The organism is Acinetobacter sp. YH12102 (assembly GCF_013419125.1).
In the GTDB taxonomy this organism is placed as follows: Bacteria; Pseudomonadota; Gammaproteobacteria; order Pseudomonadales; family Moraxellaceae; genus Acinetobacter; species Acinetobacter pseudolwoffii.
The window spans coordinates 112682-126291 of the sequence record NZ_VPAS01000007.1; the positions used below are offsets into that span (position 1 = coordinate 112682).

A 13610-nucleotide genomic window follows, 5' to 3' on the forward strand; every position below is an offset into this window, starting at 1 on the left:
GAAAAGCAGATGTTTTTTATTTTTGGATTCGGTCCTAAAACCAAAACTATTGAAAAGAGCCAGTTCCTGTGTCCAGTCTGCCGAACCCGTACAGGCTATGAGCTGAAACAGCAACGTCATTATTTTTCTTTGTTTTTTATTCCATTGATTCCACTTTCCAAGCCTAAAACTGCTTTTGTGACCTGTTCCAATTGCGGAACTGCAATGCCGAGCACAGTGCTTGACCATGCTCAGCCGGAGCCCGGGTCCAACTCCAATCTAGAAGCTTGATTCTTCCCGGCTTGGATTGACCTGCCGAGTGGTCGAATCAATTTTCAGCACTAAACTGATCATCACCGCACAGATAATCAATGATGAACCCCCATAACTAATAAATGGCAGGGTCAAACCTTTGGTCGGTAACACGCCCATATTCATACCGGCATTCACCAGAATCTGTAACAGGAAAATGATACAGATCCCATAGGCCAGATAGCCGGCGCGTAGATATTGATGTTGCAAGGCACGATGTCCGATCCGGATACAGCAGACCAGCATGGTAAAAGACAGGATCAGGATGGTCGCAATACCTAAAAAGCCAAATTCCTCACCTAAAATCGCCAGCATAAAATCAGTATGCGCTTCAGGCAGATAAGACATTTTCTGAATGCTGTGCCCCAATCCAACCCCGGCCCACTCACCACGGCCGAAGGCCATTAGTGCATTCGAGAGCTGATAACCGCTACCCAGTGGATCTTCCCATGGATTTGAAAAAGACATCAAACGCTGCAAGCGATAAGGCTCTAATAAAATCGCTGCGGCAAATGCACCGACCAAGGTCATAAAGGCCACACCAAACTGAATCCACGGCGCACCCGCGAGGAAAAACACGCCAAGCATGGTCAAGGTAATTACTACGGTTGCCCCCAAGTCCGGCTCAAGAATAATCAAACCGACGGTCACACCCATAATCGCACTTAAACGAACCAAACCTTTAATATTGTTCCGGACTTCTTCCGCACGGCGTACCACATAGTCCGCGGTAAAAATCGCCATCATCACTTTCGCCACTTCCGAGGCCTGCAAGGTAAATCCGGCCACCCGAATCCAGCGCTTGGAACCATTGACCTCAGTCCCGACCACCAGCACGGCCACCAACAGTACAATGGTAATAATCCACAAAAAGAAGGTGTTATTAAACCAGACCTTTAAGGGAATTTTATAGGTTAGATAGGCGGCTACTGCTGCCACAAAAATCGAAATGCCATGGCGGCTAATATAATGAAAGGCATTTTCATGCATACGTTCAGCATAAGGCATCGAGGCCGATGCCACCATGATCGAACCAATACACAGTAAAGCCAATACACAGAAAATTAGTACATTCCGTGGATTTAGCTCAGCGGGGAGCTTGGGTACCCACTGGCTATAAAATTGGTTTAGTTTATTGATCGTAGTCTGAGCAAACCCAGCCATATCACGAATCCTTGTTATTCTTAATTGAGTTCATTCACATACGCAACAAACTTGCGACCACGCTCAGGATAACCCGAGAACATATCAAAACTTGCGCATGCAGGAGACAATAGCACGACATCATCTGCCTGGGTGTGCTTTTGGCAGATTTCTACGGCCTGCTGCAAACTCTCTGCATGAACCAGCTCAGTCGTGCCCCTAATCGCTGCTTCGATGATCGGACGGTCTTCACCAATCAGCACTGCAATCTTGGCATATTTACTCAATGATTCACGCAAAGCCTTAAAGTCCTGTCCTTTGCCCTGTCCACCGAGAATAATCGCAACTTTGCCACCTTGAGCTTCAATCGCCATACCGAGACCATCGAGAGCCGCCAAGGTTGCACCGATGTTGGTGCCTTTGGAGTCGTTATAATAACGTACGCCCTGCACTGCTTTGACAAATTCGCAGCGATGTTCCAGACCTTTGAAGGTTTTTAAAGTGTTTAGCATGCTGTCCAATGGCAAACCAATCGCTTCACCGAGTGCCAGACAAGCCAGGGCATTGGCAACATTATGCGTGCCCTGCATATACATCTCGGTACTTTTTAACAGACGTTCACGACCACGCGCCAACCAGATGCCACCATCGGTATCTTTAAGAATCCCGTACTGGTTCATATCGGGTGCATTCAGGCCAAAACTTTGCATCGGCGTCACATCTGGCACCAAAGGACGGGTCAAAGAATCATCCCGGTTATACACCACTTTTTTCACACCCTGAAAAATCTGGTGCTTGGCGGTGTGATAGCCCATCATATCGCCATGCCGATCCAAATGATCTTCACTCATGTTCAGTACCACCGCCACTTCAGCCGCCAGATTTGAAGTAGTTTCCAGCTGAAAACTGGATAATTCTAAGATATATAACTCAGGATCATCTTTGGTTAAATCCAGTGCAGGACGTCCCAGATTGCCACCGACCGCGACTTTTTTGCCAGCATCGGCTGCCATTAAGCCAATCAAAGTGGTCACTGTACTTTTGGCATTGGAACCGGTAATCGCGACAATGGGCTTATCCGTAGCACGGCGTAAAATCTGGATTTCACTCACCACAGGAATACCCTGCGCCATCGCCGCCTGAATTTCTGGCAATTTTGGATCCAGTCCCGGACTGATCACGATTTCTTCTGCAGACAGCAACAGCTCGGCATCAAACTGGCCGAAACTGGTCTGGACTTCGGCCGGAATCTGGTCATATCCCGGAGGGATGGCTCTAGAATCCGTTACTGCAACGCGGTAGCCCTGGTCATGTAAGAAATTGACTGCTGCAACACCTGATATTCCGAGTCCTGCAACGACTTTTAACCCACCACGTTGTATTAACATTTTCGCCCCATATTTTGGTCTATTTTGAAACTGACGAAATGGTAGCACTTTGCTGTTTTGAATGCCTTTTCTGATTGAGCTTTCTGCATATTTTTTTGTGTCCATGCGTAAAAAAACCGTCATGCTCATGACGGTTTTTAAAATTACAGCCAAAAAGGAACTTATTTCCATTTGACCGCTTGCTGGGCCGGCTTTTCCTGTGCACTTTGCTCCGACACCGGACAGGCACAGTTGCCACCACAGCCTGCAGCCATACCCGGTCGCAGCCATTTGGCCAGACGCGTCCAGCCTTTTGCTGCGCAGGCATCAGACAGCTTCTGGAAGACTGAGTGAGAGGTGTTCGGAAACACCTTTTTAAATACCACCAGCGCACTCCACAGCACCAGTGCCGCCACAATCAGAATTTCAATCATCTCAATCTCCCATGCATATACTCAGGCAAGCTCAACGGGCCGAGGCCAACCTGAGATTAGCCCAAATAATATGAAGCAATTTGATAAGTCAGGAATGACATGAAATATGCCAAGCCAAACAGGTAAACCGTCATGATACTGACCGTTTTCCAGGAACCAGTTTCACGTTTGACTGTCGCCAAAGTTGCCAGACAATGCGGTGCATAAATAAACCACACCAGTAAAGACAGACCTGTCGCCACTGACCAGCCCAGATCACCACCACTACTGATGAGTGAAGAGAGACCTTCGGACATTGCATCGTCATCTACGGCAGACAGTGCATAGACAGTGCCCAATGCAGCAACCACCACTTCACGTGCTGCCATGGCTGGAATCAAGGCAATACAGATCTGCCAGTTAAAACCGAGCGGTGCAAAGATTGGCTGCATCAGATGACCGAGCATACCTGCCAGTGAATAATCAATCGCCGGCAAAGTCGCACCTTCTGGGGGTTGCGGGAAGGTACACAGGAACCAGAGTACAATCGATAAGGCAAAGATGATACCGCCGACCCGCTTCAAGAAGATTTTGCCGCGATCCAGCAAGCCGATCCAGACGTTTTTCAGATCCGGGAAACGGTAGCTTGGCAGCTCCATCAACAGCATGTGCTGGGATTTATCTTTATGGAAAAATTTCAGTACAAAAGACACCGCCAGAGCACTGACAATACCCGCCATATACAGGCCAAATAACACCAGACCTTGCAGGTTCATAAAACCCCAGACAGTTTGCTGTGGAATGAAAGCTGCAATCAGCAAGGCATATACCGGCAAACGTGCTGAACAGGTCATCAGCGGTGCCACAAAAATCGTGGTTAAACGATCTCGCGGATCACTGATGGTACGCGATGCCATGATGCCCGGAATGGCACAGGCAAAGCTGGACAATAACGGAATAAAGGCACGGCCTGACAGGCCCGCTTTAAACATCAGCTTATCGAGCAAGAAGGCTGCTCGTGGTAAATAACCTGATTCTTCCAAGACTAGAATAAAGAAGAACAGAATCAGAATCTGTGGCAGGAATACCACCACCCCGCCGGCACCAGCAATAATCCCGTCCACCACCAGACTATTCAGTAAAGGATGAGCAATATATTCACCGAGGAATTCACCGAGCCAACCAAAGAAGGTTTCGATGCCATCCATAAACGGCGCAGCCCAGGCAAATACCGCTTGGAAAATCACGAACATCATTACAGCCAGGCTGAGTAGACCCAGTACCGGATGTAAAAAAATCCTGTCGAGAAAATCGGTACGTTTGTCTTCCTGATCGACGAAATTGACCACGTCGTTCAGAATGACTTCCACCTGCTGATGCGGGTCACCCTTTAAGCCACTCAGTTCAGTCTGCGGTACCGAGAATTTTCCCTGATCCAAGGCATTCTTCAGGTTTTCAATCCCTGAACTGCGTACCGCTACAGTTTCCACCACGGGCACGCCGAGACGTTCAGACAGCTTCTGGGTATTGATTTGCATCCCACGACGGCGTGCTTCATCCATCATATTGAGTACGACCAGAATCGGACGCCCCAAAGCAATCATTTCTAAGACCAGCCCCAGATGCAGTTTCAGGTTGGTGGCATCTACCACACATAAGAATGCATCCTGCTGCTGTTCTTCTGCGATTTTACCTTGCACCACATTACGGGTGATTTCTTCATCCGGGCTGGTCGCATCCAGACTATAAGTCCCTGGCAAATCCAGTACCCGCACCGCTTTGCCTGAAGCAAGCTGAAACGTACCGACTTTACGTTCAACCGTGACCCCCGCATAGTTACCAACTTTTTGGCGTGTTCCGGTTAAATGGTTGAATAATGAAGTTTTACCGCAATTAGGGTTACCGACAAGGGCAATACGTAATGTATCACTCATGCCGACACCGCCTGTTCGATTTCAATTTTGGCTGCTTCTGATTTACGCAAAGCAAAACGGGTAAATCCAACTTGAATCAAAATGGGATCTCCACCAAAAATACCTTTCGTAATCACCTGTACCTTCGTACCCGGCACAAAGCCTAGAGTTTCCAAACGACTCGCGACGACATCGTGTAGAGCACTTTCACCATCAGTTGTTCGACTCACTTTTCGAATGATGGCAATTTGTTTTGCTTTTAAATCAGACAAACGCACCGTGAAATTCCTGAACTATTTTGTACAGTATACAAACAAATGAGAATAATTAACAAATAAGATTGATTACATGCTGAATTAGTTTTTATATCACATCGACAGTCTGGTGAAATTAAACTACAGTGGAGAATACCTATTAAATTCATCGCTTTTTCAGATCAGATCCTTGCACCCTATGCTGAATAAAAAACCCCGTATTCCCGCCCCGGTTCAAATTCCTGAAGCCTTGAGCTATTTACAGGGTTTTCGTGATTATCTGATTGCGCAAACGGTTAGTCCACACACCCGAAATGCCTATTTATCTGATTTGCTGCAATGTGCAGAATGTCTGAGCAAGCCTTTGCCAGAATGGACCCATGACGATATTTCCGATGTATTGATTGCACTGACCAAACAGCAAAAAAGCCCACGCTCAATTGCCCGCTGTCTGTCAGCCTTGCGTTCATTTTATAAATTTCTGCGTGAACAGAAGCTGCGTAGTGATAATCCGGTGGCAGCGCATAAAACCCCGAAGCTTGGCCGTGCCTTGCCCAAAGACCTGTCTGAAGCCGATGTTGAGGCCTTGATTGATGCCCCCGATATCAATACTGCTTTAGGCCTGCGTGACCGTGCCATGTTTGAAGTGCTGTATGCTTGCGGTTTACGTGTCACTGAACTGATTAACTTGCGTCTGGAACTGATTAACTTAAAACAGGGCTATTTACGCATCGTCGGTAAAGGCAATAAAGAACGTCTGGTACCGATGGGACACATGGCCTGTGAATGGGTGGAAAAATATCTGAATGAAGCCCGTCCTCAACTGTATAAGACCTCAACCGATTATCTGTTTTTGACTCAGCATGGCGGCATCATGAGCCGGCAAAATTTCTGGTATGCGATTAAACGCTATGCTTTACAGGCCGGAATTGCATCCGAGCTGTCACCGCACACCTTGCGGCATGCCTTTGCAACGCATCTGCTCAATCATGGCGCAGATTTACGTGTGGTACAGATGCTGCTTGGACATAGTGATCTGTCGACCACCCAGATTTATACCCATGTGGCGCAAGTGCGGATGCAGCAGCTGCATGCAGCGCATCATCCACGGGCTTAAAACATCTACACATGGAATAAACTGAGAAGTTTGACGTGTTTGTATTTTTTTTTGTTATGCTAATGCTCTGTTTTTAGTCCAAGAAGAAAAGGGTTATTTATGACATTTGCCCGCTCAAAAGTTTTTATGGCTTGTACACTTGCTGCTGGTTTGGGGCTTAGCGCATGTTCCAATTCCGATAACAACACTAAAAAGCAAGATACACTGACTGCAAGTGCACCAGCAACGGGAGAAGCCTCTACCCTGACCGAACGCAATGCACAACAGCGTCTGGTCTCTACCTTGGAAAAGCATTTCAAAACTGCGGGGATCAGTGCCAAAATTATCGATATTAAAACCACCGAAGTACCGAACCTGTTCTGGGTCAGTCTGGAAGGTATGTCTGCGGTCTATGTCACCAGCGATGGTAAATACCTGATTCAGGGCGACGTGATCCGACTCGGTGATAAACAGCTGCATAATGTCAGTGAAAACCTGCAAGCCGGAATCAACAACAAACTCTTTGCCGAACTGAAAGCAGAAGATCTGCTGATCTATCCGGCCAAAGGCAAGGCCAAGCATGTGGTCTATGTCTTTACCGATGTCAGCTGTCCGTATTGCCATAAATTCCATGAACAAATGGATGAAATGAATAGTAAAGGTATTGAGGTTCGTTATATCGCCTGGCCGCGTGGTGAACAGCATATGCCGGCCATGGAAGCAATCTGGTGTAGTGCTGACCGTCATAGTGCTTTTGATCAGGCCATTGCCGGCGCACAGATTAGTGCAGAGAAATGTGAAAATCCTGTTCAAGATCAATATCACATGGGCCTGAATATGGGCGTCAATGGCACCCCTGCCATTTATAGTTCGGAAGGGGTTTACCTCGGCGGATATCTGTCTAGCGCTGAATTATTGAAGCGACTTAAATAACTCATTTTAATACGTTATTTAACTTTATTTTATACATAAAGATATTCTGAAATGACCCTAGAGTCATGGCGTTTTTTTAGCTATGATCTAGGTTCTCGTAAAAAACTGTTTATTTGGAGTGTGACGTGAAACCAGTTCGTCTGGCTATCCTCGGTCTTGGTACTGTAGGTGGTGGTGCCTTGAAACTATTAAAAGAAAATGCTGCTGAGATTAAACGTCGCACCGGTCGTGAAATTGAAATTACCTATGTAGGCACCCGTCGTCCACGTCCTGATCTGGACCTACCTGCATCAGTGAAACAAAGTGCAGACTTGATGGACATCGTACGTCAACCTGATGTGGATGTGGTGGTTGAAGTCATGGGTGGAATTCATCCTGCTTTCGAAATTATTATGGAAGCCATGAAACATGGCAAACATATCGTGACAGCCAATAAAGCACTCTTGGCTGAACATGGTAATGAACTGTTTAAGGCGGCTGAAGACAATGCCGTACAAATTGCCTATGAAGCGGCAGTCGCAGGTGGCATTCCCATTATTAAAGTGATTCGTGAAGGTCTGGCAGCCAACAAGATTGAATGGCTGGCGGGCATCATCAACGGTACTGGTAACTTCATTCTCAGTGAAATGCGTGAAAAAGGTCGTGCTTTTGACGATGTGCTGAAAGAAGCACAGGAACTCGGTTATGCTGAAGCCGATCCAACCTTTGATGTTGAAGGTATTGATGCTGCACATAAGCTGACCATTCTGGCTTCATGTGCCTTTGGTATTCCGCTACAGTTTGACAAAGTCTTTACTGAAGGTATTGGCAAAGTTACTGCACAAGATGTGAAATATGCAGAAGACCTCGGTTTCCGTATCAAGCACCTGGGAATTGCACGCCGCACCGATGCCGGGATTGAACTCCGTGTTCATCCAACCCTGATTCCTGAAGAAGAACTGATTGCCAACGTCAATGGCGTGAAAAACGCCGTACTGGTACAGGCCAATGCGGTTGGTCCAACACTATACTACGGCGCAGGTGCGGGTGCAGGCCCAACGGCTTCTGCTGTGGTCGCAGACGTGGTGGATATTGTTCGTGATATCATTTATACCGAAGACGGTGCCGGAACCATTCCGCAACTGGCCTTTGAAGCCCTGACCGATTTACCGATCTTGAGTCGTGAACAAATGACCACCGGCTATTACATCCGTATTAATGCCGAAGATCAAATGGGCGTGCTTGCCGATGTCACCACGATCCTCAGTCGTGCCGGAATCAGTATTGATGCCATCATGCAGCAACCTCGCTTAAAAGACCTTATTCCGATCGTGATTCTGACCGATCCTATCGTCGAATCAAAAATGGATGCAGCGCTCTCACAAATTCAAGCATTACCCGTCATTCATGGCGAAATTGTACGAATTCGTTTAGAATCGCTTGATAATTAATCGGGTTAAGGGGAGTATTTCCCCTTGCCAAGCTCTACACACAATTGGAACATCATCATGTCGAATGCCAATCGTTATACTGGTTTAGTTGACCGCTATCGCGACCGTTTACCAGTGTCTGCAACTACTCGTGCGATCTCTTTGGGTGAGGGTAATACTCCACTGATCAAGCTTGAGAATATTCCACGCATTATTGGTAAAGATGTTGAAATTTATGTGAAGTACGAGGGCTTAAACCCGACTGGTTCATTTAAAGACCGCGGTATGACTATGGCAGTGACCAAAGCCGTTGAAGAAGGCTCTAAAGCCATCATCTGTGCATCCACTGGTAATACTTCTGCTGCTGCGGCTGCATACGCTGCTCGTGCCGGTATCAAAGCATTCGTGCTCATCCCGGAAGGCAAAATTGCCATGGGTAAAATGGCCCAAGCGATGATGTATGGTGCAATCACCATGCAAATTCGTGGTAACTTCGATGACGGCATGCGTCTGGTGAAGGAAGTTGCTGATCAGGCACCGGTAACGATTGTAAACTCAATCAACCCGTACCGCCTGCAGGGTCAAAAAACCATTGCTTACGAGATCGTTGAAGCTTTAGGTCGTGCCCCGGATTACCACTGCCTGCCAGTGGGTAACGCAGGTAATATCACTGCACACTGGATGGGCTATACCGAAGCGGTGGCCAATCAGTCGAAAGAAGAATTTGAGCAAGTGATTTACGATGCTGAAACCGATGCTTTCACTGGTCCTAAACCGGCTGGCTTGCCAATCATGGCCGGTTACCAAGCATCTGGTGCTGCTCCGTTCCTGCGTGGTGGTCCAGTAGAAAATCCGGAAACTGTTGCAACTGCAATTCGTATTGGTAATCCGCAAAGCTTCAATCATGCCAAAGCTGTCGTTCGTGATTCAAACGGCTGGTTTGATGAACTGACGGATGCTGAGATTCTTGAAGCGCAACGTCTGCTGTCGATGTATGAAGGTGTATTCGTAGAACCTGCATCTGCTGCGTCTGTTGGCGGTGCAATCCGTGATATCAAAGCAGGTAAAATCGCTGAAGGTTCAGTAATCGTATGTACCGTAACCGGTAATGGTCTAAAAGATCCAGATACCGCGATCAAACAATGTGCCGATGCGGTGATGCTGTCTATCGACGCAACCATGGCTCAGGTAAAAGACTCTATTCTGTCGAACATGTAATTTCAGCCAGAATAAAAAACCCTGCATTTGCAGGGTTTTTTATGAGCGCAGAGATTAGATTCGTTTTGGTTGCTGGCTCACCCAGCTCATCAAACGGGTCGCATCATTGGTACGCGCCTGTGAGCTATTTGCACCTAACAGTACCACTGCCACCGGACGGTTATTCAGGGTCGTATGCATCACCACACAGCGCCCTGCTTCATTAATAAAACCGGTTTTAGAAATATTGATATTCCAGCCGCCGTTACGCACCAGTGCATTGGTATTATTCGATTTCAGTACACGATAACCCAAGTTAAAGTCATAGCTTGGTGTGGTCGAGAATTGACGAATCAAACCATATTGAGAAGCAGTATTCACTAAAATACCCAAATCACGTGCTGATGCCACATTTCCAGGGTGTAAGCCGGTTGATTCCATAAAGCGGGATGAATTCATGCCTAAGGCCTTGGCCTTGCTGTTCATCGCTGCAATAAATGCACTGCGACCACCTGGATACGTTCGCGCCAAGGCTGCAGCTGCCGGGTTTTCAGACTTCATTAGAGCAAACAATAAAGCTTCGGCACGGTTCATGCTATCGCCAGCACGTAAGGTCGAGCTTGAGCTTTTACAACCTGCGCAAGAGAAATCAGCCTGTTGCAGCGTGATTTTTTCTGACATGTTTAAACGTGCATCGGAAATCACCACTGCTGTCATTAATTTGGTAATAGATGCAATCGGCAAAGCGGTATTGGTGTTTTTGCTAAACAGCACCTCACCAGTTTGCGCATCCATAACCAATGCAGCACGGGCATTTACAGAGGGTTGATTGCTATAACTGTTTGTATCAAAAATCTGTGTTGTTTTGGCTGGTTGCTGAACACTGACCGACTGCTGGGTGCTCGGTACACTCTGACGCAAGGTTGTGGTCACGGTGGCTGAACCGGGTGGTGAAGGCTCATCAGCAGCCACACGGAAATCATCACTCATCAGCTGATTGACTTCCTCAGAAGACCAACTAATGCTGGATCCGCCCTCTGTCGTGCCAGAATTCATAATGATTTCAGCAAAACTTGTCGCACTCATGCTGACTAACACGGACAGGCCCAATACATGCCTTAAAGACTTGTTTATTTTCTTCACTATTTCTTCACTCAACTAACAGAGGTAAGATTGATTTGCGTATTACCTCTAATATGCCTTACATTTAAACACATTGCAGAACATTTTTTGATCTTGACACTGTGTGATAAGTTTCAGATTTTATCTTGCGAATAGGATTGCTAATTTTGTACTTTCATTGCAAGCTTATTTTGCTTTATGTAACAAAAAAATGATTTTTTTAACAGAGGGAGAGCGTAGGTGATCACAGTTTTAGTTGTGGACGACCATGAATTAGTACGTACTGGAATTTGCAGAATGCTGGAAGACCATGCGGAGGTTCAGGTGATTGGACAGGCTGAATCTGGTGAAGAAGCGATTTCTCTGGTTCGTCAGCATCATCCGAATGTGGTTTTACTGGATGTGAATATGCCGGGCATTGGTGGCGTGGAAACCACGCGCCGCCTGCTTCAGAGTGCCCCTGAAACCAAAGTGCTGGCCGTCAGCGGTCTGGCAGAAGAACCATATCCTTCGCTATTATTAAAAGCCGGAGCCAAAGGTTATATCACCAAAGGGGCGCCGATTTCAGAAATGGTTCGCGCCATCAATAAAGTCATGCAAGGCGGTAAATATTTTAGTGCCGATATTGCCGAACAGTTAGCGAGTTCTTACCTTTCTGATACACAGCAATCGCCTTTTGATGCACTGTCAGAACGTGAAATGCAAGTGGCGATGATGGTGGTGAACTGTATCAGCGCTCAGGAGATTGCTGACAAGCTCTTTGTCAGCGTCAAAACCGTAAATACCTATCGTTATCGTATTTTTGAAAAACTGAATATTGATAGTGATGTCAAACTGACGCATCTGGCCATGCGCTATGGGCTGATTAAACCTTAGCCTTTGGCGAGTCGCGGCGCATATGGCACAAAAATCACATTATTCTGAACTCAATCAGTATCATTTAGGTATCTGGTATAGCGCGTATCGCCTGCTGATCAGCACTGGCCTGCTGCTGATTTTTCTGCTGACCTACCCCGAGCTAACCAGCGATTATCAATATCCACAACTGTATTATTATGCGCTGGGAATCGGTGTTGCCATTAATACAGCGCAGCTGTTCGCACTGAAATGGATCAGACGCCTGATCCAGCCGCAGCTGATTATGATTTTTTTTAGCGATGTCTGCGTCTTAAGTTTACTGACTTTGGCAAGTGACGGGCCTAATCTGCAAATTGGTTTGCTGTTTGTGATTACCATCTTTTCTGCATCGTTATTGCTGGATGCAAAAAAAGCTTTGGTGGTCACCCTGATTGCTGTGATTAGTGTCATATATCAACATTTTATCGGCAGTATTTTTGCATTTTCTTCCTTAAGCAATATCAGTAATAGTGCCCTGCTGGCCTTTTTGTTCTTTGTGGTCTATGGAACTGGGCAAATTGCGGTGCGCCGTTTTCAGATTCTGGAAAACCTGAACTTTTCGCAATCTCTGGAACTTTATCGCTTACAGAATATTAACCGTTATATTCTGGAACAGATCGAAACTGGCTATCTGGTGCTGGATGAAAATTATCATGTGGTCCTGAGTAACCCTGCGGCCTGTACACTGCTCGGGATCGAAGCAAAATTTGCGCATGAGAAATTTACCCTCTACCAGTCACAACCAGATTTATTTGAACTGATCCAGTTTGAAACGCTGGAAAATGGCGAGCGTTTTCAATTTGAATCACAGCAAAGTCGCTATAACATTCATGTACAGGTACAAAAGCTGATTGTGCCGCATCAAACCCTGATGTTATTGGTGTTACAGGATGCCAAAAAACTCAATCAACAGGTGCAGCAACTCAAGCTTGCTGCACTGGGCCAGCTTTCAGCCAGTATTGCGCATGAAATTCGTAATCCATTGGCAGCTATTGTGCAGGCCAATGATTTATACCTTGACTCTGACAATGAACAACAAGTACTCAACCAGATGATTGGCCGACAGGCGACCCGGATCGACCGGATTATTCAGGACACGCTGAATATGGTCAAAAATAAAGAAACCCATCCGGTGCCGATTCATCTCAATGAATTTATCCCGTTATTTATCCAGGAAGATTTGGCCGATATTTGCGATCAGATTCAATTTAATATTGATGTGCCGCTGCTGATTCAGTTCGATGAAGCACAATTTCGTCAAGTCCTGATTAACCTGCTTCGCAATGCCATCCGTCACAATTCAGCAGATGCCAATTACATTCAGCTGAATATACATCCCTATGAACATCGGGTCTGGATTGATATCCGGGATTTCGGCTCAGGTGTAGCCATACACGACCAGGCCCTATTATTTCAACCTTTTTTCAGCACCTCGATTAGTGGAACCGGATTAGGACTGTACTTATCACATAGTTTTTGTGAAGCAAATCAGGCACAATTAAACTATATACAACAAGAACAGGGCGCATGCTTTCGCATTAGCTGCCAACGTATTACGGTATAAAGGGGTTTAAG

Annotated in this window: 13 protein-coding genes; 7 read left to right on the forward strand and 6 right to left on the reverse strand. The window is 46.4% G+C overall.

Going from position 1 to position 13610, the window contains the following annotated elements:
• Positions 1 to 9 precede the first annotated feature (9 nt).
• Positions 10 to 270, forward strand: a complete 261-nt coding sequence (locus FTU42_RS08655; RefSeq protein ID WP_005094432.1) for a zinc ribbon domain-containing protein — start codon at positions 10 to 12, stop codon at positions 268 to 270.
• On the opposite strand, the gene ftsW is transcribed toward FTU42_RS08655, so the two are convergent.
• The 5 genes from ftsW to FTU42_RS08680 all read right to left on the reverse strand — a co-directional run bounded on the left by ftsW (position 259) and on the right by FTU42_RS08680 (position 5405).
• On the reverse strand, positions 259 to 1455 hold the full coding sequence (gene ftsW, locus FTU42_RS08660) for a putative lipid II flippase FtsW (protein ID WP_005094435.1): 1197 nt from the start codon (positions 1453 to 1455) through the stop codon (positions 259 to 261). The two genes, FTU42_RS08655 and ftsW, sit on opposite strands and share 12 nt — an antisense overlap.
• Before the next feature lie 20 nt (positions 1456 to 1475).
• Complete coding sequence (gene murD / locus FTU42_RS08665) at positions 1476 to 2822, reverse strand: UDP-N-acetylmuramoyl-L-alanine--D-glutamate ligase (protein ID WP_180083270.1); 1347 nt, start codon at positions 2820 to 2822, stop codon at positions 1476 to 1478.
• A 161-nt stretch (positions 2823 to 2983) separates the two neighbouring features.
• Positions 2984 to 3235, reverse strand: coding sequence for a DUF6587 family protein (locus tag FTU42_RS08670; protein WP_180083271.1), 252 nt, complete (start codon positions 3233 to 3235; stop codon positions 2984 to 2986).
• A gap of 56 nt (positions 3236 to 3291) precedes the next feature.
• Positions 3292 to 5148 carry a ferrous iron transporter B gene (locus tag FTU42_RS08675; RefSeq protein WP_005094440.1) on the reverse strand — a complete coding sequence of 619 codons (1857 nt, stop codon included), beginning with the start codon at positions 5146 to 5148 and terminating at the stop codon, positions 3292 to 3294.
• The gene (locus FTU42_RS08680; protein ID WP_004281065.1) at positions 5145 to 5405 is read right to left on the reverse strand and encodes a FeoA family protein; all 261 of its coding nucleotides are present in this window, start codon (positions 5403 to 5405) and stop codon (positions 5145 to 5147) included. Before FTU42_RS08680 ends, FTU42_RS08675 begins: the two co-directional genes overlap by 4 nt.
• Before the next feature lie 175 nt (positions 5406 to 5580).
• Here FTU42_RS08680 and xerD point away from each other — a divergent pair, with 175 nt between their 5' ends.
• The 4 genes from xerD to thrC all read left to right on the forward strand — a co-directional run bounded on the left by xerD (position 5581) and on the right by thrC (position 10037).
• Complete coding sequence (gene xerD / locus FTU42_RS08685) at positions 5581 to 6498, forward strand: site-specific tyrosine recombinase XerD (RefSeq protein ID WP_005094442.1); 918 nt, start codon at positions 5581 to 5583, stop codon at positions 6496 to 6498.
• A gap of 99 nt (positions 6499 to 6597) precedes the next feature.
• A complete protein-coding gene (locus FTU42_RS08690; protein ID WP_100329427.1) occupies positions 6598 to 7410 on the forward strand; it encodes a DsbC family protein in 813 nt (270 codons plus the stop codon).
• A gap of 125 nt (positions 7411 to 7535) precedes the next feature.
• A complete protein-coding gene (locus tag FTU42_RS08695) occupies positions 7536 to 8840 on the forward strand; it encodes a homoserine dehydrogenase (RefSeq protein WP_180083272.1) in 1305 nt (434 codons plus the stop codon).
• A 57-nt stretch (positions 8841 to 8897) separates the two neighbouring features.
• Positions 8898 to 10037, forward strand: a complete 1140-nt coding sequence (gene thrC / locus FTU42_RS08700; RefSeq protein WP_005094446.1) for a threonine synthase — start codon at positions 8898 to 8900, stop codon at positions 10035 to 10037.
• A 54-nt stretch (positions 10038 to 10091) separates the two neighbouring features.
• Here thrC and FTU42_RS08705 read toward each other — a convergent pair whose 3' ends face one another.
• Positions 10092 to 11159: a serine hydrolase gene (locus FTU42_RS08705; protein WP_141667085.1), complete on the reverse strand. Its 1068-nt coding sequence runs from the start codon at positions 11157 to 11159 to the stop codon at positions 10092 to 10094.
• Positions 11160 to 11378: 219 nt separating this feature from the next.
• Between FTU42_RS08705 and FTU42_RS08710 the strand changes: the two genes are divergently transcribed.
• Entirely contained in the window at positions 11379 to 12014 is a 636-nt protein-coding gene (locus FTU42_RS08710) for a response regulator (protein WP_005108454.1), read from the forward strand.
• 22 nt (positions 12015 to 12036) lie between these two features.
• Positions 12037 to 13599, forward strand: coding sequence for a PAS domain-containing sensor histidine kinase (locus FTU42_RS08715; protein WP_180083273.1), 1563 nt, complete (start codon positions 12037 to 12039; stop codon positions 13597 to 13599).
• Positions 13600 to 13610 lie beyond the last annotated feature (11 nt).

Bases quoted from the DNA above. Each gene is read 5' to 3' on its own strand.
- ftsW (WP_005094435.1), bottom strand. From the start codon at position 1,455: ATGGCTGGGTTTGCTCAGACTACGATCAATAAACTAAACCAATTTTAT.
- FTU42_RS08655 (WP_005094432.1), top strand. From the start codon at position 10: ATGTTTTTTATTTTTGGATTCGGTCCTAAAACCAAAACTATTGAAAAG.
- thrC (WP_005094446.1), top strand. From the start codon at position 8,898: ATGTCGAATGCCAATCGTTATACTGGTTTAGTTGACCGCTATCGCGAC.
- FTU42_RS08715 (WP_180083273.1), top strand. From the start codon at position 12,037: ATGGCACAAAAATCACATTATTCTGAACTCAATCAGTATCATTTAGGT.
- FTU42_RS08670 (WP_180083271.1), bottom strand. From the start codon at position 3,235: ATGATTGAAATTCTGATTGTGGCGGCACTGGTGCTGTGGAGTGCGCTG.
- xerD (WP_005094442.1), top strand. From the start codon at position 5,581: ATGCTGAATAAAAAACCCCGTATTCCCGCCCCGGTTCAAATTCCTGAA.
- FTU42_RS08690 (WP_100329427.1), top strand. From the start codon at position 6,598: ATGACATTTGCCCGCTCAAAAGTTTTTATGGCTTGTACACTTGCTGCT.
- murD (WP_180083270.1), bottom strand. From the start codon at position 2,822: ATGTTAATACAACGTGGTGGGTTAAAAGTCGTTGCAGGACTCGGAATA.
- FTU42_RS08675 (WP_005094440.1), bottom strand. From the start codon at position 5,148: ATGAGTGATACATTACGTATTGCCCTTGTCGGTAACCCTAATTGCGGT.